Genomic DNA, 22,793 nt, shown 5'->3' with positions numbered 1-22,793 from the left:
GGTTGACCTCCTGCGATTCGGTGCGGGCGCCCTTGAGGATGCCGGCCCGTGGAGAGAAATTGAAGAACATCGGCAGCGTCGCGGCGCCGATCGCACCGGCGTCGGCGCCGAACGAGCCGCGCACGAGCGTGGGCGTGCCGCGCGCTTCCGGCGCGGTGGCGACGAGCGCCGCGCGCAGGCGGGTCGTCACCGCATCGAGCAGGCCGGCGTCGGTATCGGCGTCGAGCACGACCACCGGCGCATCGACGACGCACAGCACCGCGCGCAATGCCGGCGCGAGCGCGTCAACACAGTCGTCGATCCATTCGTCGACCGCCGGCAGGCCACGCGCGATGCAGGCCTCGAGGTCGGCGCGGTTCTCGACCGTCTCGCCGTGATGGCGCAGATGACGCACGAGCGCGTGCAGCGACGCGCGGGCGAGCAGGATGTCCCACGGGCCGCGGGGTGGCGGCGCGGACGCCAGCCGGCTCGGCGGCACCGGAATCACGGCGATGTCGCCGGCATTGCCGGTCACGCCGCGCAGGCAGTCGCCGTCGATCGCGATGCCGCCGCCGATCGCGGGACCGATGAACAGGTACACGAAATCGTCGCACTGCCGGCCGTACCCGTAGAACAGTTCGGCGATCGCGGCCGCGTTGCCGTCGTTTTCGCCGAACACGGGCAGCGACAGCGTGCGCCCGAGGTCGCTCGCGAAGTCGACGTTTTCCCACGCGCGGAACGTGTCGGGTGCGAGGCCGAGTTCGCGCATCCACGCGCCGAGGTCGTACGGCTGGGCGACGCCGACGCCCGTCAGGCGCGCGCGCTCATGCGTGGGGAGCAGATCCTGCATCGCATCGATGTCGCGCCGCACGATGTCGAGCACGTCGGCGGGCGGGGGGAGCAGGCAGTCGTGGGAGCGGCGGCCGAGCACGTCGCCCGCGAAATTGACGAGCGCCGTCTCGATGCGCATCCGGTCGAGATGGACGCCGATGCCGAACGCGCCGCGCGGATCGAGGCGGATCAGCGACGCCGGCTGGCCGCGCTGGCCTTCGGTGCGGCCAGCGGATTCGATCAGCTTCGCGTCGGCGAGCGACGCGATGATGCCGCCGACAGCCGCGCTCGTCATGTTCGCGAGACGCGCGAGGTCGGCCTTCGACGCGCTGCCCACGCGGCGCAGCGTCTTCAGCAGCAGGCGCTCGTTGTAACGGCGCACGTTAGCCGAATTGCTGCCCTGGCCGAAGTGCGGGCTTCGCATGGCGTCTCCTTCCATGTTGCGTCGAACACCGACGCATTAAATAAATCATGTTGATTTATTTAACCGCGTGAGCGGTGGCATGTCAGCCTAGGGAAATCCCGGTTTTGTTCCGGGATGAGGGTGGGGCTCGGGTTTCCGGGGAGGACGGGTGGGCGACCGCGGCGTGCAGCGGGACCGGCGATTTCGAATTCGTGCAATGCTTGGCCGGACGCGCGCTCGACGGACTGCCGGTCGGACTGGCTCGTCGCGCAGGCCGGGGCGATTTGTCCTGATGCGCAGGTGGCGAAGGAAGGATGGCACGTCATGCGCGTCACCCGGACGGTATGGGCGCGGCGTGAAGCTGGTATCGATTCGGTGCCGGAAATGAAAAAAGGTCGGCTAAAAGCCGACCTTTTTTAGAAAAACAGATGGTGCCCAGGAGAGGACTCGAACCTCCACGATGTTGCCACCGCTAGGACCTGAACCTAGTGCGTCTACCAATTCCGCCACCTGGGCACGTTTCGCTTACTGCGATGCGAAGACCGCTATTCTAGCGTGTCTGAAGGATCTGTCAACAGAATTTGAGGTTGCGAACGAAAATAATTTGGCGGGCTGCTTGCGATGCTGGAGGGGAGCGTGCGCGGCAACGATCGGCGTGTATCGTCGATGCGTCGTGATGGTCAGGTGCGAAGATCGTGCCGCGGCGAGCGTATCGATTCGGCGCCGGAAATGAAAAAAGGCCGGCTAAAAGCCGACCTTTTTAGAAAACAGATGGTGCCCAGGAGAGGACTCGAACCTCCACGATGTTGCCACCGCTAGGACCTGAACCTAGTGCGTCTACCAATTCCGCCACCTGGGCACGTTTCGCTTGCTGCGATGCGAAGACCGCTATTCTAGCGTGTCTGGAGCGTCTGTCAACACAATTTTTCGATGGCGATCAAAATTATCGCGCGTTGCATGTTCCGGGCATCAGGCGCCGATCGGCTCCGCACGCTTTGCCGCGAAATTCCAGCGCAGCGCTTCACCCGTGTCGACGCGGGCAGGCAGCAAACCGGCCGCGAGGAACGTATCGGCGATCTTCTGCTGCTCACCGAAGTTCTGCGTGGCCACGGTGCGCACGAGATAGCTGCGTCGCGCGTTCGCGCGCTCGATCGTCTTCGCGTCGAGTCCCCAGATCGGTGCGAGGGTATTGGCGGCCTCCTGCTGATGTTCGCGCAGCCAGGTGCCGGCTTGCGACAACTGGTCGAACACGATCTGGATGACGTCGGGGCGCGCGGCGGCAAAGCTGCTCGACGCAAGGTAATAGCGTTGGTACGACGCGAGCCCGTCGCCGTCGGCCAGAATCCGCACGTCGGGACTCGCGTCGACCGATGCGACATACGGATCCCACGTGATCCATGCATCGACGCTGCCGCGCTCGAACGCCGCGCGGCCGTCGGCCGGCGTCAGGTAGTGGATTGCGGCGTCGGCGGGGGTGAGCTTTGCGCGTGCGAGTGCGGCAAGCAGCAGGTAGTGGCTGCCGGCTGCCTTCGTGACGGCGATGCGCTTGCCCTTGAGATCGGCGAGCGTGCGCAGCGCGCTGTCGCGCTTGACGATGATGGCCTGCGCTTTCGGTGACGGCGCTTCCTGCGCGACGTATACGAAGCGCGCATGCGCGGCCTGCGCGAAGACGGGAACGGTGTCGGCCACGTCGGCGCTGAAATCGACCGCGCCGACGTTGAGCGCTTCGGTCAGCGGCAAGCCGCTCGCGAATTCATGCCACGACACGCGCAGGCCGAGCGGCGCAAGTGACTGCTCCAGCGTGCCGCGCGTCTTGAGCAGCGTAATGAGCGTCGACGATTTCTGGTATCCGATGCGCAACGTGGAGGGCGTGTTCTCGGCGTGCGTCCGGATGCCGGCGACGCTCAGGCCGGCGGCCAGCATCGCGCGCGCGAACGTGCGGCGGTTCATCGACGTCATGGGGTGGGTTCCTCGTCGGGTTCGTTGAAGGCGAGGCGGCTAACGTACCAACGGGGAGGGCAATCGATAACTGATTAATTCTGCTATCGATCGGCGTGGCGGGCATATGGCGCGGCCAGTATGCGCAATGTGCGGCCGAAAATGAAAAAAGGCCGGCTAAAAGCCGACCTTTTCAAAAACAGATGGTGCCCAGGAGAGGACTCGAACCTCCACGATGTTGCCACCGCTAGGACCTGAACCTAGTGCGTCTACCAATTCCGCCACCTGGGCACGTTTTGCAGTAGCTGCTTGCTGCAAAGAAGCGAAATTATAGCGCCCCAATTAATCGTGTCAACACTTTTTTACGATGCACCGCAAACCGGTCGCCGCGGCGCCTGCACGCGGCATTCGCGTCATTTGGCGGCACAGGCGGGTGATAGAATGGTCCGCCGCCGTCACTATAGAACTGTCTGACGGACACTTCTATGTTGATGCCGTGCACCATCAGTCAACGCAACGAGAACAATCATCGACAAACCCTTGAGCAAATATCCGTACCCCATTCCGAGCCGTGAAGAGATTCTCGGCGTGCTGCGTACGAGCGACGCGCCGCTGGCAGCCAACGACATCGCCGAAGCGCTGTCGATCAAGCGTCAGGAGCGCGAGGGGTTCTTCCGGCGTGTCGCCGCGATGGAACGCGACGGCCAGATCCGCCTCGACAAGCGCGGCCACTACCAGCTCACCCATCCGTCGAACTTCGTTGCCGGCCGCGTGCAGGGGCATCGCGACGGCTACGGGTTCGTGATCCGCGACGACGGCCAGGACGACCTGTTCTTGCCGAACGGCGAAATGCAGAAGGTCATGCACAACGACCGCGTGCTCGCGCGGATCGTCGGCTACGATCGCCGCGGCCGGCCGGAAGGGCACGTCGTCGAAGTCACCGAGCGCGCGAACAAGCGCGTGATCGGCCGCCTGCTCAACGAGAACGGCGCGCTGATCGTCGCCCCCGAAGACAAGCGCATCGGCCACGACATCCTGATCACGCAGAACGTGAAGAAGGCGAAGGTCGGGCAGGTCGTCGTCGTCGAACTGACCGACTTCCCGAGCCGCCATTCGCAGCCGCTCGGCCGCGTCGTCGAAGTGCTCGGCGACATCGACGATCCGGGCATGGAAATCGAGATCGCCGTGCGCAAGTACGGCGTGCCGCACGAATTCAGCCAGCCGGCGCTCGACGAAGCCGCCGCGCTGCCGGACAAGGTGCGGCCGGCCGACCTGCGCTTCCGCGTCGACTTGCGCGACGTGCCGCTCGTGACGATCGACGGCGAGGATGCCCGCGACTTCGACGATGCCGTCTACTGCGAGCCGACCAAGGTCGGCCGCGGCGACGGCTTCCGCCTGATCGTCGCGATCGCCGACGTGTCGCACTACGTGCAGCCGGGTAGCGGGCTCGATGCCGACGCGCTCGAGCGCAGTACGTCGGTCTACTTCCCGCGCCGCGTGATCCCGATGCTGCCGGAGAAGCTGTCGAACGGCCTCTGTTCGCTGAATCCGCAGGTCGATCGCTGCGTGCTCGCGTGCGACATGGTGATTACCGCGCGCGGCGAGATCAAGGCGTACCAGTTCTATCCGGCCGTGATCCATTCGGCCGCGCGCCTCACGTACACCGAAGTCGCGGCCGTGCTGTCGAACACGAAGGGGCCGGAGGCCGCGCGCCGCGCGGACCTGCTGCCGCACCTGCAGGATCTGTACGGCGTCTACAAGGCGCTGTTCGCCGCACGCCAGAAGCGCGGCGCGATCGACTTCGACACGACCGAGACCTACATCGTCTGCAACTCGCAAGGCAAGATCGAGCAGATCGTCCCGCGTCAGCGCAACGATGCGCACAAGCTGATCGAGGAATGCATGCTGGCCGCGAACGTGTGCGCGGCCGATTTCCTGAAGCGCCACAAGCACCCGGGCCTGTACCGCGTGCACGCGGGGCCGACGCCGGAGAAGCTCGAGAACCTGCGCGCGTTCCTGCGCGGCATGGGCCTCTCGCTCGGCGGCGGCGACAAGCCGCATGCGAGCGACTACGCGGCGCTGATGGCGCAGATCCGCGACCGGCCCGACGCGCAGATGCTGCAGCCGATGCTGCTGCGCTCGATGCAGCAGGCCGTCTACAGCCCGGACAACATCGGTCACTTCGGTCTCGCGTACGAGGCGTACGCGCACTTCACGAGCCCGATCCGCCGCTATCCCGACCTGCTCACGCACCGCGCGATCTACGCGATCCTGTCCGGCAAGAAGTACATGCCGAAGGCACCGGACGGCTTCGAGCTGAACACCGCGCTGTCGCCGCGCGCCCGCGCGATGCAGCAGGCCGATGACGAAGCGCGCAGCCGTTCGCGCTCGAACACGGCGATCTGGGAAGAACTCGGCTTGCACTGCTCGGCGAACGAGCGTCGTGCCGACGAAGCGTCGCGCGACGTCGAGGCCTGGCTCAAGTGCTACTTCATGCGCGACAAGCTCGGTGAGGAGTACGGCGGGATGGTGAACGGCGTCACGTCGTTCGGCATCTTCGTGCAACTCGATACGCTGTTCATCGAGGGGCTTGTGCACGTTACGGAACTCGGCTCGGACTACTTCCAGTACGACGAGATCAAGAACGAGCTGCGCGGCGAGCGCACGGGCATCCGTTATCGCCTGTCGGATCGCGTGCGCGTGCAGGTGAGCCGCGTCGATCTCGACGCGCGCAAGATCGACTTCCGCCTCGTGCGCGACACGCCGGTGAAGGCGCCGCGTCCGGCACCGGCGCCGGCTGTCGCCGGCAACGGTAACGATCGCGGCGGCCCGCGCGTGCGCGCGTTGCCGCCGGTGGAGGACGCCGCGCCGCGCCGCAAGAAGGCGGCCAGCGCACCGACCGTTGCGGTGAAGGAGGCGCGTGCCGCGCGTGCCGCGAAGAAGAAGGGCGGTGTGGCGGCGAAGACGGCCGCGAAGAAGGTGCACGCCCGCAAGAAGTATTGAGCGTTCGGGGTGGCGCACGCGCGCGCCCTTGCAGTATCGAGAGACGCCGCGCTTGACCGGTCACCGGCCGGCAACGCGGCGCTTTCCTTTTCCATGGATCGCGGCTGCGCACGTCGCGCGGCCGCACGTTTGATCGAAGGTTGTTCCAGTCATGTCTCGTCTGAAGGTTCTTTACGGTTTTCATGCGGTGACCGCACGTTTGCGGCACGATGCGTCGACGGTTGCGGAGGTGCTGTACGACCAGACGCGCCGCGACCGCCGCATGCAGGACTTCCTGCACACCGCGAAGGAAGCGGGCGTGCGGCTGATTGCGGCCGATGAAACCCGCCTGTGGGGCCTCGCGCATACCGAGCGCCACCAGGGCGTCGTTGCGCGCGTCGAAGACGTCCCGCTCGCACAGAACCTGTCCGAGCTGCTCGACGGCATCCAGGGCCCGGCGCTGCTGCTGGTGCTCGACGGCGTCACCGATCCGCACAACCTCGGCGCATGCCTGCGTGTCGCCGATTCGGCCGGCGCGCATGCGGTGATCGCGCCGCGCGACCGCGCGGTCGGCCTGAACGCGACCGCGGCGAAGGTCGCGAGCGGCGCGGCCGACACGGTGCCGTACATCACGGTCACGAACCTCGCCCGCGCGCTGCGCGAGCTGAAGGACGCGGGCGTGTGGATCATCGGTACGTCGGACGAGGCGTCGGGCACGCTGTACGACACGAAGCTCGACGGTCCCGTCGCCATCGTGATGGGTGCGGAAGGCGAAGGCATGCGCCGGCTCACGCGCGACACCTGCGACGAAGTGATGAGCATCCCGATGGCCGGCAGCGTGGAAAGCCTGAACGTGTCGGTCGCGAGCGGCGTGTGCCTGTATGAAGCGGTGCGGCAGCGGCGCGTGAAGGGCTGATACACGGGCTGACGCGCGCGGTCTCGCGCGATGCGCGGGCCGTCACGACCCGCACGACGCGTGCCGCGACTGCGCGCGGCACGCGCCTCCCGGAACTCGCGAACATGACCCTGTTTCGCCTCGGCGCATCGTGCGCGATCCTCGGCCTGCTGGCCGCCTGCACGTCGCCGTCACTGGTCGGGCGTGGCACTTACTACGCCGACACGAGCCTGCATGCACGCGGCGCCGATTCGCGGATCCGCTTTCTCGTGATGCATTACACCGAAAGCGACGAAGCGCAATCGCTGCGCACGCTGACGGGCGATTCGGTCAGCGCGCACTACGTCGTGCCGCCGCAACCGCGCATCGAACACGGGATGCCGGTGGTCTACCAGCTCGTGCCTGAATCGGAACGCGCATGGCAGGCGGGCATCAGCGAATGGCAGGGCACGACCGAGCTCAACGCAGCGTCGATCGGCATCGAGAACGTGAATCGCGGCCCGCTCGATCCGCAAAACCGTACGTGGCAGCCGTATCCGCCCGAACAGGTCGATGCGCTGATCCGTCTGTCGAAAGATGTCGTCGCGCGCTACCGGATTCCGCCGACGCGCGTGGTCGGGCACAGTGACATCGCGCCCCAACGCAAGATCGATCCGGGGCCGCTGTTCCCGTGGCATGCGCTTGCGCAAGCCGGTGTCGGCGCGTGGCCGGACGATGCGGCCGTGGCCGCCCGGCTCGGCGGCCGCGATCCGCACGCGCTCGTCGACGTCCGCGAACTGCAGCTGAAGCTCGCGCGCTACGGCTACGACGTGCCGACCGACGGCGTGCTCGACACACGCACGCGACGCGTATTCGCGGCGTTCCAGATGCATTTCCGGCCGGCCGACTATGCGGGCAATCCGGACGCCGGAACCGATGCGATCGCGAAGGCGCTGCTCGACAAGTATTTCTCCGACATGCCGCCGGCGGGCGACGCATCCGCCACCGGCGCGCCGTGATCGCCGGCGTGCCCGGCGCCGATCGCAGCGCCGGCACCCGCACCGAAAATGCCCGGGTCGTCTCCCGAGTCCGGTAAACTGGCGGTTTTCCGCAATCCCGCTGTATTCCCACCCCCATGACTCAAGACGAACTCAAACGCCTGGTCGGCCAGGCGGCCGCCGATTATGTGATCCAGAACGTGCCGGAAGGCGCCGTGATCGGCGTCGGCACCGGCTCGACCGCCAACTGTTTCATCGACGCGCTCGCGACCGTCAAGTCGCGCTATCGCGGCGCCGTGTCGAGCTCCATCGCGACGACCGAACGCCTGAAATCGCACGGCATCAAGGTGTTCGACCTCAACGAGGTCGAATCGCTGCAGGTGTACGTCGACGGTGCCGACGAGATCGACGCAAGCGGTGCAATGATCAAGGGTGGCGGCGGCGCATTGACGCGCGAGAAGATCGTCGCGTCGGTCGCCGATACGTTCGTCTGCATCGCGGACGGCAGCAAGCGCGTGCCGGTGCTCGGCGCATTCCCGCTGCCGATCGAGGTCGTGCCGATGGCACGCACGGCGATCGGCCGGCGCGTGACCGCGCTGGGCGGCGTGCCGGTGCTGCGCGTGACGCAGGACGGCGCGCCGTACATCACCGACAACGGCAACGAAATCATTGACGTCAAGGGGCTGCAAATCACCGATCCGCGCGGTTTCGAGGCGCAGGTCAACGCATGGCCGGGCGTCGTGACGGTCGGCCTGTTCGCCGCGCGCGGCGCGAATCTGTGCCTGCTCGGCACGGCAAACGGCGTTGAAACGATCGTTTATCCCGATTAATCGAAACTGAATGAGAAGCAGTCCGTAATGGCGTCCGGATGCCGTAATGGAATTGCATGTTCAAAGTTCGTGGAAAGCCCGGCCCGGCAAGCGCAGCGCGCTTTCCGGGCTTTTTTTGAAGCCTTATAAATCAACCGCATCAAAAAGAGGGATAACCCTGTCAGGTGTTTACCAGATAGCGAAATATCCCCGAACTCATCAACTTATAGATCATAAGAACAGTCGTAACCAGGGCCGGCGGAACTGCGGAGCAGGTGTTCGCAAATCGACGCACGGGGAGGTGTCATGGAGCAGGGCAAAGACCGGTCACTGGTCGCCAAAGTGATGGATGGGCTTGTCGCGGGTATCGTCGAGGACAAGTACGGCGGCATTCTGCCGCCGCAGGACGTGCTGTCGAAAGAGTTCGACGTGAGTCGCACGGTGATGCGCGAAGCATTGTCGATGTTGCTCGCGCGCGACATGCTCGACGTGCGTCCGAAAGTCGGTACGCGCGTTCGGCCGATGCGCGACTGGCGCATGATCGATGAAGACGTGGTGAGCTGGCGGTTTCGCGCGAAGCCGGATCCGCAGTTCATGCGCGACGTCATCGAATTCAGGATGCTGATCGAACCGCGCGCGACCGCGCAGGCGGCGGTTCGTGCGACGGCGGCCGACATCGCGGGCATCCGCGAGGCGTTCGAGGCGTTCAAGGTGTTGCAACCGGGCGACCCCGGTTACGACACGGCGGACGAACTGCTGCACACGCGAATCGTCCAGGCGAGCGGCAATCAGTTCTTCCAGCAGATGGCGGCGATCGTGCGCGGCGCAGTGCGGCTCGTGAATCCGCGCGTCGCGCAGAAGGACGGTGCGCACGACATCGCGGTGAAGGCGCATGCGCGCGTCGTCGATGCGATCGAACGACGCGATCCGCGCGAAGCCGAGGCGGCGTCGCTTGCCCTGATCGATTTCAGCGCCGACGAGATCTCGCGCGATTTCTCCGTCGACGTGCCCGTGCGCGCCTGAATCGGCGCGCGTCGCTTATCCTTGTGCCGGCGAGCCGTTTATCATGACGGCCGGCCGGCAGCGTGCCGGCCACCGTCATACGACCGACACGGAAGATCCGGATGAACGAATTCGACAACCGCCCGGTGCGCTTCGGCATCGTCGGCGCAGGCAGCATCGCACGCCGTTTCGCGCAAAGCCTCGCGCACGTGCCGGGGGCCACGCTCGCCGGTGTGTGGGCACGCCGCGCCGATGCGGCAACCGCTTTCTGCGACAGCTGCGGCGGCACGCCTGCCGCCAGCCTCGACGCGCTCCTCGCGAGCGACATCGACGCGATCTATATCGCGACCCTCCACGACAGTCACGCGCACTACGCGCAAGCGGCGCTCGCCGCCGGCAAGGCCGTGCTGTGCGAAAAACCCGCGACGCTGAACGCGACGCAGCTCGATGCCGTGCTGGATGCGGCACGCACGGCCGGCCGGCTCTTCATGGAAGCGATGAAGCCGCCGTTCTTTCCGTTGTATCGTCAGTTGCGCGCGCATCTGCATGACGATCCGATCGGCGAGATCCGGCTCGTGCGCGCGGGCTGCGCGTCGTCGTCGGTGCCGGACGATCATTCCGTCTATCGGCTCGACCGCGCCGGCGGCGCGCTGCTCGACATCGGGATCTACGAAGCGTTTCTCGCGGTCGACTGGCTCGGCGCGGCAGTCGACGTGCAGACGCTCGGCCGCATCGGTGCGACGGGCGTCGACGTGTTCGCGAGCCTGAACAGCCGTCACGCGAACGGCGGCATTGCGCAGCTCTTTTGTGGCCTCGACGTGATGGGACGCGGCGATGCGCTGATCGCAGCAGCAGGCGGGCACGTGACGATTCACGAGAAGTGGTGGAACCCCGCGCGGGCGACGATCCGCTATGCCGACGGGCGCACCGTCGAACTCGACGCACCGGTCGACGGTGGCGGCCTGAACTACGAGATCGCGCACTTCTGCGACCTGCTGTGCGCGGGCGAACGCGAGAGCCCGATCATGACGCACGACCATTCGCGGCGAATGATCGCGATGACCGATGCGGCACGCGCGGCGCTCGGCGTGCGCTATTCGGGCGAGTAGGCGGGAAGGGCGGGAAGGCGGGAAGGCGGGAAGGCGGGAAGGACGGGAAGGGTGCCGGGCGCGCATCCGCGGCCCGGCGGGAGCGGCGACGTGCTCAGTGCCGCGCGGGCAGCGACAGGCGCTTTTCGTACCAGCGCTGGACCCATTCGAGGATCTGGCACAGCACCCAGTAGACCGCGGCGGCGGCCAGGTACAGCGGCAACGGCTGGTAGGTCGCCGCGATCACTTCCTGCGCGCTGCGCAGCAGTTCGGTCACGGTGATCACCGATACGAGCGACGTGTCCTTGATCAGGCTGATCAGGCTGTTCGACAGGCTCGGCACCGCGATGCGCAGCGCCTGCGGGCCGATCACGTAGCGCAGCGTCTGCCCCCACGACAGCCCGAGGCTGTAGGCGGCCAGCCATTGGCCGCGCGCGATCCCGTTGATCGCGCCGCGCATGCTTTCGGACATGTAAGCGGCGACGTTCGCGGAGAGCGCGATCACGCCGGCCGGCGTCGGGTCGAGCGAGATGCCGAGGCTCGGCAGTCCGTAATAGATGACGAAGATCTGCACGAGCAGCGGCGTGCCGCGCATCAGGCTCACGTAGGCGCGCGCGAGCCCCGCGAGCGCGTTGACCCAGATGCGTTCGAAGCCGTCGAGCGGTTCGCTTTGCCGGATGCCCATCATCGCGAGCACGACGGCGCCGAACAGGCCGAACACCATCGACAGCACGGCGAACTTGACGGTCAGTACGGCACCCTGGGCGAGCACCGGCAGCGATTGGACGAGCAGGGACGTTGTCGACATGGAATACGAATCGAATGCGTGCGCGAAAGCGCAATCATAAACCGGACCGATAAAACAAAGGGCGGCATCGTTTCGGATGCCGCCCTTTCCGGCCCGCCGTCAGGCGGGAAGCAGAGGCGTGCTTACTTGATCGGCTTCGTCACGTCGATGCCGAACCACTTGTCCGAGATCTTCGTGAACGTGCCGTCGGCTTCGAGTTGCGCCATCGCATCGTCGATCGCCTTCTGGAACTTCGGGTTGCCCTTCTTGAACGGGATACCCGACGGATTCGCCGAGCCGACGTTCGCGCCCGGGCGCAGCGGCAGCTGCGAGTTCTTCGTCAGGTACGCGAGCATCAGGCGGTCGTTGAGCGCCGCGTCGAGACGGCCGGCCGCGAGGTCACGCAGATACTCGGGCGCGCCCGGGTACGTCTTCACGTCGATGCCGGGCACCGACTTCGCCATGTCCATGTAGTTCGTGCCGAGCGCGACGCCGAGCTTCTTGCCCTTCAGGTCGTCGAGCGACTTGAACTGGCGCGTGTCGTCCTTGCGCTGGATCAGCTGGGCGGACGAGTAGGTGTACGCGGGCGAGAAGTCGAGCGTTTCCTTGCGCTTGTCGGTGATGCCGACCTGGTTGGCGATCACGTCGAACTTGCCGGCCTGCAGGCCCGCGATGATGCCGCTCCATTCGGTCGTGACGAACTCGGCCTTCACGCCGAGCTTCGCGGCGACGGCCTTCGCGATGTCGACGTCGAAGCCGACGAGTTCGCCTTGCGGGTTCTTCGAGTTGAACGGCGGGAACGTGCCTTCGAGGCCGACGCGCAGCGTGCCGCGTTGTTTCACCTGGTCGAGGAGGTCGGCCGCCTGCGCGGTGGCGGCGGCGAACGACGTGCCGATCAGGCCGGCGACCAGCAGCTTCTTCAGCAGCGAAATTTTCATTGTGTGAGCTTCCTTGCCCCAGCGGGGCGCTTGATTCTGACTGTGGGGGCGATCATAGCAAAAATGCAATCGACCACTAAATATCGTTTGTTTATGGCTATATTACGCGGCGCGTTCGTGTGCGATCGCCTTCACGCATTCGGCGACGAGCGCGGGGCCGCGATAGATGAAGCCCGTGTACAGCTGGACGAGCGACGCGCCGGCCGCGAGCTTCGCGCGTGCGTCCTCGCCCGAGAAGATGCCGCCGACGCCGATGATCGGCACCGTGCTGCCGACTTCGGCGTGCAGCTTGCGGATCACTTCGTTGGACGCATCGAACACCGGACGGCCCGACAGGCCGCCGGCCTCGTCCGCGTGCGGCAGGCCCTGCACGGCCGCACGCGACAGCGTGGTGTTGGTGGCGATGACCGCTTCGATCTTGTGGCGCAGCAGCGTGTCGGCGATTTCCTTGACCTGTCCGTCGTCGAGATCGGGCGCGATCTTCAGCGCGAGCGGCACGAGCTTGCCGTGCAGGTCGGCGAGGCGTTGCTGCTTGTCCTTCAGCGCGGCGAGCAGCGCGTCGAGTTCGCCCGCGCCCTGCAGCTGGCGCAGGTTCTTCGTGTTCGGCGACGAAATGTTGATCGTCACGTAGCTCGCGAACGGATACACGCGCTCGAGGCAGTAGAGATAGTCTTCCGCGGCGCGTTCGATCGGCGTGTCGGCGTTCTTGCCGATGTTCAGGCCGAGGATGCCGCGATAGCGGGCCGCCTGGACGTTCTTCACGAACTGATCGACGCCGTGGTTGTTGAAGCCCATCCGGTTGATCAGCGCTTCCGCCTGCGGCAGGCGGAACATCCGCGGGCGCGGATTGCCCGGCTGCGGGCGCGGCGTGACCGTGCCGACCTCGATGAAGCCGAAGCCGAGCGCCGCGAGGCCGTCGATGGCCGCACCGTCCTTGTCGAGGCCGGCGGCGAGGCCGACCGGGTTGCGGAACGTGAGCCCCATCACGGTGCGCGGCGCATCGGGCACGCGGGCCGACAGCGCGCAGGCGAGGCCCGTGCGGCCGGCCGCGCCGAGCGCGCGCAGCGTGAGGTGGTGAGCGTCTTCCGCATCCATCTTGAACAGGGATGCGCGGGCCAGCGGATAGAGGGAACTGAACACGGGAATTGGGCGGACGGCCGGAATGAATGACAACCCGCTATTTTACCGGGAGTTGCGCGGCAAGGGCGGGCTTCGCTTCGCATGCGCCGCCGGTGGCGCCGCTCGTGCTGCGCGGCAACGCGTGCACGGGCCGGCAAGGTGCCGTTGCAGGCGCGCCGCCGCGCTGCGGGATGGCCTGTCAGCCCGACCCGGAATGTCCGCCCGGCAGCGGCGCGCGGGCGAGTGCCGCGTCGACCGGCGGCAGGTCGACGCGATCCGGATCGAGTATTTTCCAGCGGCCGTCGAGCAACCCTTCGAGCGGATGGAAGTTGGCCTTGTAGGCCATTTTCGGGCTCTCGCGGATCCAGTAGCCGAGATACACGTACGGCAGGCCGAGGCTCTTCGCCTGCTCGATCTGCCACAGGATGTTGTACGTGCCGTAGCTCGTGTGCTGGTCGTCCGGCTCGAAGAACGTATAGACCGACGACAGTCCGTCACCGAGGATGTCGATCATGCTGACCATGCGCAGCTTGCCGGGCTCGCCGCCGGGCGCGTCGAGGTCGCGGAATTCGACGAGGCGCGAATTGATCCGGCTCTGCAGCAGGAACTGTTCGTACTGGTCGCGGCTGTCGCGATCCATGCCGCCGCCCGCGTGGCGCGCCGACTGGTAGCGCATGTAGAGCGCGTAGTGCTCCTCGTCGTAGTGCAGCGGCGAGACCGTCGCGACGAGCGTGCGGTGCCGCTTCCACATCCGGCGTTGCGTGCGCGACGGCGTGAACGCGCCGACCGGCACGCGCACCGGCACGCAGGCACGGCAGCCGTCGCAGTACGGGCGATAGGTGAACACGCCCGAGCGCCGGAAGCCGGCCTTCACGAGTTCGGTATAGATGTCGGAATTGATCAGGTGGCTCGGCGTCGCGACTTGCGAGCGCGCGACGCGGCCGTCCAGATAGCTGCACGGATAGGGCGCCGTTGCATAGAATTGCAGCGCCGAAAGCGGTGAAAGCGGCAGCTCAGTCGGGTGAGTCATGGGCAGCTCTCGATGCAGGGAGGGAGTGCCGCGCTAGCGCTCGATCCCGGAGGGGGCGGCCGGTTCGGCAGGGCCCGTCAGCATGGCGAGCACACGCTTGTCGAACTGCCACGGAATCGGCGGTTCGGCTACCGCGCGGCGCACGTGAGCGACAAAGGCCTTGCGTGCGATCTCGCGGCCACCGAGCGACGCTAGATGCGACGTATTCTGCTGGCAGTCTATCATCTCCAGCCCCTGCTCGCGAAGGTGGGCGACGAGCGTCGCCAGCGCGATCTTCGACGCATCGGTGACATCCGCGTACATCGATTCGCCGAAGAACATCCGCCCGAACGCGACGCCGTAGAGGCCGCCCACGCGTCGCCCGTCGTGCCACGCCTCGATGCTGTGCGCGTTGCCGGAACGGTAGAGCGACGTATACGCGTCGATGATCTCGGCCGTGATCCAGGTGCCGCGCTGCCCACGGCGCGGCGCTTGCGCGCACGCGCGCATCACGCCCGGAAAGTCATGGTCGACGCGCACTTCCCACGCGGGGTCGCGCAGCACGCGCTTGAGCGTCTTGCGCAGCGACGGGGACACCTTGAATTCGGCCGGCGCGAGGATCATCCGCGGGTCGGGGCTCCACCACAGCACGGGCTGGCCGTCCGAATACCACGGGAAGATGCCGCGCAGGTAGGCCTCGATCAGGCGGGACGGCAGCAGGTCGGCGCTCGCGGCGAGCAGCCCCGGCGCGCCGGTCGCGGGGCCGAGCGCGCGTTCGACGGGCGGAAACGGATCGTCCGGGCCGAGCCAGGGGACCATGGGGCGCGGGCTCAGCCGTTGCGCAGCGAGCGGAAAATATCGCCGGTATGGACGCCGTAGTCGCCGGCGGCGCGATCGGCGAAGAAGAAGCGCAGCGTCTGGCTGACGGTCGGGAACGCAATCTCGTCCCACGGAATGTCGGCTTCGTCGAACAGCTTGACTTCGAGGCTTTCCTCGCCGGCCTCGTAAGCCGGATCGACGAGCCGCGCCAGATAGAACAGGTGGACCTGGTGCACGTGCGGCACGTTGAGCAGCGTGAACAGGTTCTGAACCTCGACGCGTGCGCCGGCTTCCTCGAGCGTTTCGCGCGCGGCGGCCTCGGCCGTCGTCTCGCCCATTTCCATGAAGCCCGCCGGCAGCGTCCAGAAACCGTAGCGCGGTTCGATCGCGCGGCGGCACAGCAGGACCTGATCGCCCCAGACCGGCACCGTGCCGACCACGTTACGCGGATTCTGGTAATGGATCGTGCCGCAGTGATCGCAAATGAAGCGCTCGCGGTTGTCGCCCGGAGGAATGCGCGCGATGACTTCGTGACCGCAGACGGAGCAGAATTTCATGTCGAGTGGATGGGACGAGGTGATGCGAGTGTATCACCGGGGCGGGGCATTCTCGAACGCGAGCGCATCTGCGCGGCGTGCGGCGCGAAGCGCAACGCGCGATGTGCGCAATCGCGCGCCGAAAAACAAAAAGCCCGGCATGGAGCCGGGCTTTTTGCATGAATCGGGACGTTGGTTGCGGGGGTAGGATTTGAACCTACGACCTTCGGGTTATGAGCCCGACGAGCTGCCAGACTGCTCCACCCCGCGTCCGTCGAAGAATTGAATTATATGGACTAACCCGAATGCTTGCAAGCGCTTTCTGACAATCGCGCTTCAGTCGCCGGCGTGACGCCGGCAGGGCCGGTACGGCAGGCGCGTGCGCTAGAATCGAGCGGTTTGCTTGTGTCGTTCATTCCTGCAGCGGCGTCGCGCGCGATCGCGTCGGTGCCGTTGCAACACTCACTACTGTATCGACGGATTCATGGACATCGCTCACGATCTGCAATCGATCGGCGCGCAGGAACAGGCGCTCGTGTTTCCCCATTTCGACCCGGCTCGCGCCTGGGCGCTCGGCAACCGGATGCATGCGCTCGCGACGTCGCGCGGCCATGCGATCGCGATCGACATCGTCACGTTCGGCCAGCCGCTGTTCTATGCGGCGCTCGCCGGCGCGACGCCCGACAACGTCGACTGGGTACGCCGCAAGCGCAACGTCGTCGCGCACTTCCGCCGCAGTTCGTATGCGATCGGCCTGCGCATGCAGCAGGCCGGCGCCACGCTCGCCGACAAGCACGGGCTGCCGATCTCCGACTATTCGCCGCACGGCGGCGCGTTTCCGCTGACCGTCGCGGGGGCCGGCGTGATCGGCTCGATCACCGCATCGGGGCTGCCGCAGCGCGCGGATCACGAGTTCGTCGTCGAAGCCCTGTGCGCCGAGCTCGGGCAGGACTATGCCGTGCTGGCACTTGCAAGGAGCTGAGCGATGCAGATTCCGGGTTACGCATGGCTCGCGATCGCGATCGTCGCGGAAGTGGTCGGCACGTCCGCGCTGCGCGCGGCGGACGGCTTCACGCGCTTCTGGCCGTCGGCGCTCGTCGTGGCCGGTTACGGCATCGCGTTCTACTGTCTGTCGCTCACGCTGCGCACGATGCCCGTCGGCATCATCTATGCGGTGTGGTCGGGGGCCGGCATCGTACTGATCACGCTCGTCGCGATGCTGCTCTATCGCCAGGTGCCGGACCTGCCGGCCGTGATCGGCCTCGGGCTGATCGTCTCGGGCGTCGTGGTGCTGAACCTGTTCTCGAAGATGCAGGCGCACTGAGCGTGCGCCCGCGATACGCCGGATGGCTCACATGACCGATTCCACTGCCGCTTCCGCCGAAGCCGCCCAGCCCGACGTGCGCGCGTATGTCGCGAACCGCATCGGCTATCTCGAACTGAACCGGCCGAAGGCGCTGAATGCGCTGTCGGTGGGGATGATCCGACTGATGCAGCAGGCGCTCGATGCATGGTGCGACGACACGGAGGTGGCGGCCGTCGTCGTGCACAGCCCGCATCCGCGCGCGTTCTGCGCGGGCGGCGACGTGCGCTTCTTCCACGATGCGTGGCAGCGCGGCGATCGCGATGCGGTCGACACGTTCTTCATCGAGGAATACACGCTCAACCATACGATCTTCACCTATCCGAAACCGTACATCGCGTTGATGCACGGCGTCGTGATGGGCGGCGGCATGGGCATTTCGCAGGCGGCGCGGCATACGGGCGGCCTGCGTGTGGTCACCGATTCGACGAAGATGGCGATGCCCGAAACGCGCATCGGCCTGTTCCCGGACGTCGGGATGAGCTGGTTCCTCGCGCGCACGCCGGGCGCGCTCGGCCGCTATCTCGCGGTGACCGGCGCGACGCTCGACGCGGCCGGCGCACTGTATGCGCAACTCGCCGACGTGTACCTGCCCGACGCCGCGCTGCCGGCGCTGCTCGATACGCTGCACGGCGCGCGGATCGACAGCGGCGCGCAGGCCGTCGCGTGCGTGGCCGACGCGGCTGCCGCGCACAAGGTCGTGCCGACGCCCGACACGTCGGCGCTGGCCGACGCGCGCGCCGGGATCGACCGCCATTTCGCGCAAGCCGATATCGGTGCGATCCTGGCGTCGCTCGACGCCGAGCAGGATTGCGCCGCAGTCGACGGATGGGTCGAGAAGGCGACCCACGCGATGCGCAGCCAGTTGTCGCCGTTGTCGATGGCCGTGTCGCTCGAAACCGTCGAACGGGCGCGCGGTGCGACGATGGCCGATTGCCTGCGGCGCGATCTCGACCTCACGCGTTCGACGTTCGCGCACGGCGACGTGATCGAAGGCGTGCGCGCGCTGATCGTCGACAAGGATCAACAGCCGGTGTGGCGCTTCAAGTCGACGGCCGATATCGACCGGGCCGACGTGCTCGCGATGTTCGACAGCCCGTGGACGCCCGATACGCATCCGCTGCGCAACCTGAAGGACTGACGCGCGCGGTATCGAACCGAAAAGCAAAAAGGCCGCCTGCATTGTGTGCAGGCGGCCTTTGCGTTTGCGGATGCCGATCCGGCTCGGCTGCAGGGCCGGGGCCTCGCCACAAGCCGTGCGTTATTCGTCGCCGGCGTCGTCCGACATGAACGCGCGCATGAACACCAGCGCACCGAAACCCCACACCGCGTTCGCGGCGAAACCGGCGGCGAGCACCGGCATCATGTTGCCCGACGGCCAGATCCCGCGCAGCGGATCGATCGCGAACACGCGGGCGGCCGTCAGCACGATGCCGCCGAACACCAGCGCGCCGATCCACGGCGCTTCGCGCTCCGGCGACACGCGCAGCAGCCACGCCATCGGGATCGCGCAGCACGCGCTGATCAGCGCGTTCGCGACAAATTCAGGAATGCCGAGCGGCGCGAACGGTTGCGTGGAGAACCCGGCTGCGGCGATCAGGTCGGCCGTATGCAGCAGCGCGAGCGTCGCTTCGCGAAAGAAGAGGGCGGCCAGGAAGCCGGACAGGAACGGCAGGATGACTTTCTGCATCGATGAGTGCATTGCAGGCGCGGGCAGCCGGGGCTGTCCGCGCGTAGTTATTCGGATAGGTGCGTCATTATAGGGCCCGGCCGACACGATATTCGCTGGAGCGTCGTGCTAATCACGAAAGCGGAAAACCTAAGCTCAAAAAAATCGTTCCAAAGCCCTGCACCGATCCATAGACTGATTTCCCAGAAACAGCCGTGCAATCGCGTACTCGCCCGCGGCACGGCCTGACCGGCGAGCCATCCCGATTCGAATGCACACCATGCATGCGTCGCTGATTCGCGACGCGAGCAGGGCCTCGTTTTATCCAGATTCCGGCAAGGACAGTCAAGCAGGAGCAGCAGATGAATGTTTTCTGGTTTATTCCCACGCACGGCGATAGCCGTTATCTCGGCACCGCCGAAGGCGCGCGCGCCGCGGATTACGATTATTTCAAGCAGATCGCCGTCGCGGCCGATACGCTCGGCTACGAAGGCGTGCTGCTGCCGACCGGCCGTTCCTGCGAGGACGCGTGGGTCGTTGCGTCGAGCCTGATTCCGGCGACGCAGCGTCTGAAGTTCCTGGTCGCCGTGCGTCCCGGCATCGCATCGCCCGGTCTCGCGGCGCGGATGGCCGCGACGTTCGACCGCCTGTCGGGCGGCCGCCTGCTGATCAACGTCGTGACCGGGGGCGACGCCGCCGAGCTCGAAGGCGACGGGCTGTTCGCGGATCACGATACGCGCTACGAAATCACCGACGACTTCCTGAACATCTGGCGCGGACTGCTGTCCGCATCGCACGATAACGGCGGCTTCGACTACATCGGCAAGCACCTTCAGTCGAAGGGCGGCAAGGCGCTGTATCCGCCCGTGCAGCGCCCGCATCCGCCGCTGTGGTTCGGCGGATCGTCGCCGGCCGCGCACACGATCGCCGCGGATCACATCGACACCTATCTGACCTGGGGCGAGCCGCCCGAGGCCGTCGCGAAGAAGATCGCCGACATCCGCGCCCGCGCCGAGGCGCGCGGCCGCAAGATCAGGTTCGGCATCCGCCTGCACGTGATCGTGCGCGAGACCGAGGACGAGGCGTGGCGCGATGCCGAGCGCCTGATCAGCCGTCTCGACGACGAGACGATCGCCCGCGCGCAGAAGGCATTCGCGAACATGGATTCGGAAGGCCAGCGCCGGATGGCCGCGCTGCACGGCGGCAAGCGCGGCGGCCGCGAGGCGCTCGAGGTGTATCCGAACCTGTGGGCCGGCGTCGGTCTCGTGCGCGGCGGCGCGGGTACCGCGCTCGTCGGCAACCCCGAGCAGGTCGCGGAACGCATGCGTGAATACGCGGATCTCGGCATCGAGACGTTCATCCTGTCCGGCTATCCGCACCTCGAGGAGTCGTACCGCTTCGCCGAGCTCGTGTTCCCGCTGATCAAGGGCAAGAGCGCGGCGCGGCCGTCCGGCCCGCTGTCGGGGCCGTTCGGCGAGATCGTCGGCAACAACTACCTGCCGAAGGCGAGCCAGAGCTGAACGAAGGAGGCCTGCGATGACAACGAAAACGTCGACGACGGGCGCCGCCGTGGCCGCCCGCGCGTGGCGCGGCATCGCGCCGTGGCTCGTGCCGCTCGCGCTGCTGGCCGCATGGGAGGTCGGCGCGCGCGTCGGCTGGCTGTCGACCCGCGTGCTGCCCGAACCGGTGGCGGTCGTGCGTGCCGCGTGGTCGCTCGTGACGTCGGGCGAGATGTGGGCGAACGTGAAGGTCAGTACCTGGCGCGCGCTGTTCGGCTTCGCGATCGGCGGCGGCGTGGGTCTCGCGCTCGGGCTCGCGACCGGCCTGTCGAAAGCGGCGGAGGTCGCGCTCGATTCGACGATCCAGATGATCCGCAACATCCCCGCGCTCGCGATGATTCCGCTCGTGATCCTGTGGTTCGGCATCGACGAGAAGGCGAAGCTGTTCCTCGTTTCGCTCGGCGTGTTCTTCCCGGTTTATATCAACACGTATCACGGGATCCGCTCGGTCGACGCGAACCTGATCGAGATGGCGAAGAGCTATGGCGTGCGCGGCTTCGCGCTGTATCGCGACGTGATCCTGCCCGGCGCATTGCCGTCGATTCTCGTCGGCGTGCGCTTCGCGCTCGGGCTGATGTGGGTGATGCTGATCGTCGCGGAAACGATCTCCGCGCAATCGGGCATCGGCTACATGACGATGAACGCGCGCGAATTCCTGCAAACCGATGTGGTGGTGGTCGGCATCCTGCTGTATGCGGTGCTCGGCAAGCTGGCCGATGTGCTGGCGAAATGGATCGAGCGCGTGACGCTGCGCTGGCACCCCGCTTATCAATCAGGAGCAAAGGCATGAATGCGACGACTTCGGCGGCCGCCTACGGCCCGCTCGCCGGCGCAGACCTCGAGGCCGAACTGGCGCAGGCGCGCGTGACGGACGACGACGCACGCGATGCGGCGATCGTCGATCGGGACGGCGGTGCATCCGTCGTTCCGCTCGCGCGACGGCGCACGGGCAGCCCGGTACAGGACGACGCGGTGACGCTGTCGGGCGTCAGCAAGCGCTTCGGCACGCGCACCGTGCTCGACGACGTCGAACTCGGCATCGCGCGCGGCAGCTTCGTCGCGATCGTCGGCCGCAGCGGCTGCGGGAAATCCACACTGCTGCGTCTCGTCGCGGGGCTCGAGGCGCCGAGCAGCGGTGCGCTCGTGACGCGCGGCGAGGGCGGTGGCGTGCTCGATACGCGGATCATGTACCAGGATGCGCGACTGCTGCCGTGGAAGACCGTGCTGCAGAACGTGATGTTGGGCCTGGGCCGCGGGGCACGCGATCAGGCGCGCGCGGTGCTCGACGAAGTCGGGCTGCTCGAGCGCGCGAACGACTGGCCCGCCCAGCTGTCGGGCGGCCAGCGGCAGCGCGTCGCGCTCGCCCGCGCGCTCGTGCACCGGCCGCAACTGCTGCTGCTCGACGAGCCGCTCGGTGCGCTCGACGCGCTGACCCGCATCGAGATGCATGCACTGATCGAGCGGTTGTGGCGCGAGCATCGGTTCACCGCGCTGCTCGTCACGCACGACGTGCAGGAAGCCGTCGCGCTCGGCGACCGGATCCTGCTGATCGAGCAAGGGCGCGTCGCCCTCGATCAGTCCGTTCCGCTCGACCGGCCGCGTGCGCGCGCGTCGGCCGCATTCGCGGCGCTGGAAGACCGTGTGCTGCAACGCGTACTCGCCGGCGGGCCGGGCGGGGGCGAGCAGGGCGCGGCACCTGAGGTGGAGCACGTACGACCGGTCGGGCAGATTCGCTGGGCCGTTTAAATCCGGGCGGCACCGGCCGCCCGTTCTCAGACTTTTTTCTTCGGAGCGATCAACCCGATGAGCATCACTGCAATCAACGTGCGTAACCAGTTCAAAGGCAAGGTGAAGGAGATCATTCGCGGGCCCGTGGTGTCCGAGGTCGACGTCGAGACGCCGTTCGGCATCGTCACGTCGGTGATCACGACGCGCTCGGTCGACGAACTCGAACTGAAGGTCGGCGCGGAAGTCGTCGCGCTCGTGAAATCCACCGAGGTGTCGATCGCGCGCCTTTGAGCGCGTTTCCGGTGCCGGGGGGGGGGGGGGGGGGGGGGGGGGGGGGCCCCCCGCCCCGGGGGGGGGGGGGG

Annotated in this window: 22 protein-coding genes and 4 tRNA genes; 13 read left to right on the top strand and 13 right to left on the bottom strand. The window is 66.8% G+C overall.

What is annotated here, in order from left to right; translation table 11 throughout:
• From U4Y91_RS36090 to U4Y91_RS36070, 5 genes are all read right to left on the bottom strand, one after another.
• Window positions 1-1,234, bottom strand: a 1,234-nt coding sequence (locus U4Y91_RS36090) for an ROK family transcriptional regulator (RefSeq protein WP_321809060.1), incomplete at its 3' end; no start/stop codon positions are given.
• Between the two features lie 408 nt (window positions 1,235-1,642).
• A tRNA-Leu gene (locus U4Y91_RS36085) sits at window positions 1,643-1,729 on the bottom strand.
• 256 nt (window positions 1,730-1,985) lie between these two features.
• Window positions 1,986-2,072, bottom strand: a tRNA-Leu gene (locus tag U4Y91_RS36080).
• Window positions 2,073-2,182: 110 nt separating this feature from the next.
• A complete protein-coding gene (locus U4Y91_RS36075) occupies window positions 2,183-3,172 on the bottom strand; it encodes an aliphatic sulfonate ABC transporter substrate-binding protein (RefSeq protein ID WP_321809059.1) in 990 nt (329 codons plus the stop codon).
• A gap of 183 nt (window positions 3,173-3,355) precedes the next feature.
• Window positions 3,356-3,442, bottom strand: a tRNA-Leu gene (locus U4Y91_RS36070).
• Window positions 3,443-3,691: 249 nt separating this feature from the next.
• Here U4Y91_RS36070 and rnr point away from each other — a divergent pair.
• From rnr to U4Y91_RS36040, 6 genes are all read left to right on the top strand, one after another.
• Window positions 3,692-6,154 (top strand): ribonuclease R, encoded by a 2,463-nt coding sequence (rnr, locus tag U4Y91_RS36065; RefSeq protein WP_321809058.1) that lies wholly within the window; start codon window positions 3,692-3,694, stop codon window positions 6,152-6,154.
• Window positions 6,155-6,305: 151 nt separating this feature from the next.
• Window positions 6,306-7,049, top strand: a complete 744-nt coding sequence (gene rlmB, locus U4Y91_RS36060; RefSeq protein WP_321809057.1) for a 23S rRNA (guanosine(2251)-2'-O)-methyltransferase RlmB — start codon at window positions 6,306-6,308, stop codon at window positions 7,047-7,049.
• 104 nt (window positions 7,050-7,153) lie between these two features.
• Window positions 7,154-8,026, top strand: coding sequence for an N-acetylmuramoyl-L-alanine amidase (locus U4Y91_RS36055; protein ID WP_321809056.1), 873 nt, complete (start codon window positions 7,154-7,156; stop codon window positions 8,024-8,026).
• 116 nt (window positions 8,027-8,142) lie between these two features.
• Window positions 8,143-8,835, top strand: coding sequence for a ribose-5-phosphate isomerase RpiA (gene rpiA, locus U4Y91_RS36050; RefSeq protein ID WP_321809055.1), 693 nt, complete (start codon window positions 8,143-8,145; stop codon window positions 8,833-8,835).
• A 285-nt stretch (window positions 8,836-9,120) separates the two neighbouring features.
• On the top strand, window positions 9,121-9,837 hold the full coding sequence (locus tag U4Y91_RS36045; RefSeq protein WP_044845078.1) for a FadR/GntR family transcriptional regulator: 717 nt from the start codon (window positions 9,121-9,123) through the stop codon (window positions 9,835-9,837).
• 101 nt (window positions 9,838-9,938) lie between these two features.
• Complete coding sequence (locus U4Y91_RS36040; protein WP_321809054.1) at window positions 9,939-10,925, top strand: Gfo/Idh/MocA family oxidoreductase; 987 nt, start codon at window positions 9,939-9,941, stop codon at window positions 10,923-10,925.
• A 94-nt stretch (window positions 10,926-11,019) separates the two neighbouring features.
• Here U4Y91_RS36040 and U4Y91_RS36035 read toward each other — a convergent pair whose 3' ends face one another.
• From U4Y91_RS36035 to U4Y91_RS36005, 7 genes are all read right to left on the bottom strand, one after another.
• Window positions 11,020-11,712, bottom strand: coding sequence for an amino acid ABC transporter permease (locus U4Y91_RS36035; RefSeq protein WP_321809053.1), 693 nt, complete (start codon window positions 11,710-11,712; stop codon window positions 11,020-11,022).
• Window positions 11,713-11,834: 122 nt separating this feature from the next.
• Entirely contained in the window at window positions 11,835-12,629 is a 795-nt protein-coding gene (locus tag U4Y91_RS36030) for a cystine ABC transporter substrate-binding protein (protein WP_321809052.1), read from the bottom strand.
• 102 nt (window positions 12,630-12,731) lie between these two features.
• Window positions 12,732-13,769, bottom strand: coding sequence for a quinone-dependent dihydroorotate dehydrogenase (locus U4Y91_RS36025; protein ID WP_321809051.1), 1,038 nt, complete (start codon window positions 13,767-13,769; stop codon window positions 12,732-12,734).
• Between the two features lie 178 nt (window positions 13,770-13,947).
• Window positions 13,948-14,778, bottom strand: a complete 831-nt coding sequence (locus tag U4Y91_RS36020; RefSeq protein WP_321809050.1) for an arginyltransferase — start codon at window positions 14,776-14,778, stop codon at window positions 13,948-13,950.
• A gap of 33 nt (window positions 14,779-14,811) precedes the next feature.
• A complete protein-coding gene (gene aat / locus U4Y91_RS36015; RefSeq protein ID WP_321809049.1) occupies window positions 14,812-15,576 on the bottom strand; it encodes a leucyl/phenylalanyl-tRNA--protein transferase in 765 nt (254 codons plus the stop codon).
• A gap of 11 nt (window positions 15,577-15,587) precedes the next feature.
• Complete coding sequence (locus U4Y91_RS36010; RefSeq protein ID WP_040144100.1) at window positions 15,588-16,133, bottom strand: NUDIX hydrolase; 546 nt, start codon at window positions 16,131-16,133, stop codon at window positions 15,588-15,590.
• Between the two features lie 172 nt (window positions 16,134-16,305).
• A tRNA-Met gene (locus tag U4Y91_RS36005) sits at window positions 16,306-16,382 on the bottom strand.
• 214 nt (window positions 16,383-16,596) lie between these two features.
• On the opposite strand from U4Y91_RS36005, the gene U4Y91_RS36000 reads away from it, so the two are divergent.
• Genes U4Y91_RS36000 through U4Y91_RS35990 form a run of 3 tightly spaced genes read left to right on the top strand, consistent with a single transcriptional unit; the run spans window position 16,597 to window position 18,616 of the window.
• Window positions 16,597-17,094: a heme-degrading domain-containing protein gene (locus U4Y91_RS36000; RefSeq protein ID WP_321809048.1), complete on the top strand. Its 498-nt coding sequence runs from the start codon at window positions 16,597-16,599 to the stop codon at window positions 17,092-17,094.
• A 3-nt stretch (window positions 17,095-17,097) separates the two neighbouring features.
• Entirely contained in the window at window positions 17,098-17,436 is a 339-nt protein-coding gene (locus U4Y91_RS35995) for a DMT family transporter (RefSeq protein ID WP_044845070.1), read from the top strand.
• Window positions 17,437-17,467: 31 nt separating this feature from the next.
• Window positions 17,468-18,616 (top strand): enoyl-CoA hydratase/isomerase family protein, encoded by a 1,149-nt coding sequence (locus tag U4Y91_RS35990; protein ID WP_321809047.1) that lies wholly within the window; start codon window positions 17,468-17,470, stop codon window positions 18,614-18,616.
• Window positions 18,617-18,736: 120 nt separating this feature from the next.
• On the opposite strand, the gene U4Y91_RS35985 is transcribed toward U4Y91_RS35990, so the two are convergent.
• Window positions 18,737-19,165 carry a hypothetical protein gene (locus U4Y91_RS35985; protein WP_044845068.1) on the bottom strand — a complete coding sequence of 143 codons (429 nt, stop codon included), beginning with the start codon at window positions 19,163-19,165 and terminating at the stop codon, window positions 18,737-18,739.
• A 341-nt stretch (window positions 19,166-19,506) separates the two neighbouring features.
• Here U4Y91_RS35985 and ssuD point away from each other — a divergent pair, with 341 nt between their 5' ends.
• Genes ssuD through U4Y91_RS35965 form a run of 4 tightly spaced genes read left to right on the top strand, consistent with a single transcriptional unit; the run spans window position 19,507 to window position 22,722 of the window.
• Window positions 19,507-20,664, top strand: a complete 1,158-nt coding sequence (gene ssuD / locus U4Y91_RS35980) for an FMNH2-dependent alkanesulfonate monooxygenase (protein WP_321809046.1) — start codon at window positions 19,507-19,509, stop codon at window positions 20,662-20,664.
• Between the two features lie 16 nt (window positions 20,665-20,680).
• Entirely contained in the window at window positions 20,681-21,493 is an 813-nt protein-coding gene (gene ssuC / locus U4Y91_RS35975; protein WP_321809045.1) for an aliphatic sulfonate ABC transporter permease SsuC, read from the top strand.
• The gene (locus U4Y91_RS35970) at window positions 21,490-22,449 is read left to right on the top strand and encodes an ATP-binding cassette domain-containing protein (protein ID WP_321809044.1); all 960 of its coding nucleotides are present in this window, start codon (window positions 21,490-21,492) and stop codon (window positions 22,447-22,449) included. Before ssuC ends, U4Y91_RS35970 begins: the two co-directional genes overlap by 4 nt.
• 57 nt (window positions 22,450-22,506) lie before the next feature.
• Window positions 22,507-22,722 (top strand): TOBE domain-containing protein, encoded by a 216-nt coding sequence (locus U4Y91_RS35965; RefSeq protein ID WP_006400187.1) that lies wholly within the window; start codon window positions 22,507-22,509, stop codon window positions 22,720-22,722.
• Window positions 22,723-22,793 lie beyond the last annotated feature (71 nt).

The sequence above is a fragment of the Burkholderia sp. BCC1993 genome (genome assembly GCF_905339865.1).
GTDB lineage: Bacteria > Pseudomonadota > Gammaproteobacteria > Burkholderiales > Burkholderiaceae > Burkholderia.
The sequence above is the reverse complement of the archived record's forward strand: the minus strand, read 5'-3'. Positions and strand labels throughout refer to the sequence as shown.

What these genes read in the sequence shown, in the direction of transcription:
- U4Y91_RS35965 (WP_006400187.1), top strand. Translation starts at nt 22,507, where the DNA reads ATGAGCATCACTGCAATCAACGTGCGTAACCAGTTCAAAGGCAAGGTG.
- U4Y91_RS36030 (WP_321809052.1), bottom strand. Translation starts at nt 12,629, where the DNA reads ATGAAAATTTCGCTGCTGAAGAAGCTGCTGGTCGCCGGCCTGATCGGC.
- U4Y91_RS36075 (WP_321809059.1), bottom strand. Translation starts at nt 3,172, where the DNA reads ATGACGTCGATGAACCGCCGCACGTTCGCGCGCGCGATGCTGGCCGCC.
- U4Y91_RS36035 (WP_321809053.1), bottom strand. Translation starts at nt 11,712, where the DNA reads ATGTCGACAACGTCCCTGCTCGTCCAATCGCTGCCGGTGCTCGCCCAG.
- ssuC (WP_321809045.1), top strand. Translation starts at nt 20,681, where the DNA reads ATGACAACGAAAACGTCGACGACGGGCGCCGCCGTGGCCGCCCGCGCG.
- U4Y91_RS36045 (WP_044845078.1), top strand. Translation starts at nt 9,121, where the DNA reads ATGGAGCAGGGCAAAGACCGGTCACTGGTCGCCAAAGTGATGGATGGG.
- U4Y91_RS36040 (WP_321809054.1), top strand. Translation starts at nt 9,939, where the DNA reads ATGAACGAATTCGACAACCGCCCGGTGCGCTTCGGCATCGTCGGCGCA.
- rpiA (WP_321809055.1), top strand. Translation starts at nt 8,143, where the DNA reads ATGACTCAAGACGAACTCAAACGCCTGGTCGGCCAGGCGGCCGCCGAT.
- U4Y91_RS36055 (WP_321809056.1), top strand. Translation starts at nt 7,154, where the DNA reads ATGACCCTGTTTCGCCTCGGCGCATCGTGCGCGATCCTCGGCCTGCTG.
- U4Y91_RS35995 (WP_044845070.1), top strand. Translation starts at nt 17,098, where the DNA reads ATGCAGATTCCGGGTTACGCATGGCTCGCGATCGCGATCGTCGCGGAA.
- U4Y91_RS35970 (WP_321809044.1), top strand. Translation starts at nt 21,490, where the DNA reads ATGAATGCGACGACTTCGGCGGCCGCCTACGGCCCGCTCGCCGGCGCA.
- ssuD (WP_321809046.1), top strand. Translation starts at nt 19,507, where the DNA reads ATGAATGTTTTCTGGTTTATTCCCACGCACGGCGATAGCCGTTATCTC.
- U4Y91_RS35990 (WP_321809047.1), top strand. Translation starts at nt 17,468, where the DNA reads ATGACCGATTCCACTGCCGCTTCCGCCGAAGCCGCCCAGCCCGACGTG.
- rlmB (WP_321809057.1), top strand. Translation starts at nt 6,306, where the DNA reads ATGTCTCGTCTGAAGGTTCTTTACGGTTTTCATGCGGTGACCGCACGT.
- U4Y91_RS36020 (WP_321809050.1), bottom strand. Translation starts at nt 14,778, where the DNA reads ATGACTCACCCGACTGAGCTGCCGCTTTCACCGCTTTCGGCGCTGCAA.
- U4Y91_RS36000 (WP_321809048.1), top strand. Translation starts at nt 16,597, where the DNA reads ATGGACATCGCTCACGATCTGCAATCGATCGGCGCGCAGGAACAGGCG.
- U4Y91_RS36010 (WP_040144100.1), bottom strand. Translation starts at nt 16,133, where the DNA reads ATGAAATTCTGCTCCGTCTGCGGTCACGAAGTCATCGCGCGCATTCCT.
- aat (WP_321809049.1), bottom strand. Translation starts at nt 15,576, where the DNA reads ATGGTCCCCTGGCTCGGCCCGGACGATCCGTTTCCGCCCGTCGAACGC.
- U4Y91_RS35985 (WP_044845068.1), bottom strand. Translation starts at nt 19,165, where the DNA reads ATGCAGAAAGTCATCCTGCCGTTCCTGTCCGGCTTCCTGGCCGCCCTC.